This is a genomic window from Cohnella sp. GbtcB17 (genome assembly GCF_019091135.1).
In the GTDB taxonomy this organism is placed as follows: domain Bacteria; phylum Bacillota; class Bacilli; order Paenibacillales; family Paenibacillaceae; genus Cohnella.
Genome location: NZ_JAGXJW010000565.1, coordinates 1 through 229, shown reverse-complemented (window position 1 = coordinate 229; position 229 = coordinate 1). Strand labels below are relative to the sequence as shown.

Annotated in this window: 1 pseudogene; it reads right to left on the bottom strand. The window is 68.1% G+C overall.

Annotated features, from left to right (window positions below):
• Nucleotides 1-229, bottom strand: a pseudogene (locus tag KVT38_RS34455) (hypothetical protein); the annotation flags it as partial.

The window sequence follows — 229 nt, the reverse complement described above, 5'->3', positions numbered from 1 at the left end:
CTGGTTGCTCGGCAGGTTGACGATGACCCGCCCGGTGCCCTCGGCACCACGGCGGAAGTCGATGTCACGCAAGGCCTGCGGCGACGTATTCAGGCTTTGCGCGAAGTGAACCGGCTGGCCAGCCGCCTGCGCCGTCTTCTCTGAGCCCAGCGCGATCACCAGCGCATTGCCATCCAGCCGGGCCTGGTAGTTCGAGGCCTGGCGCAGGTTCAGCACCACGCGCGCCCGA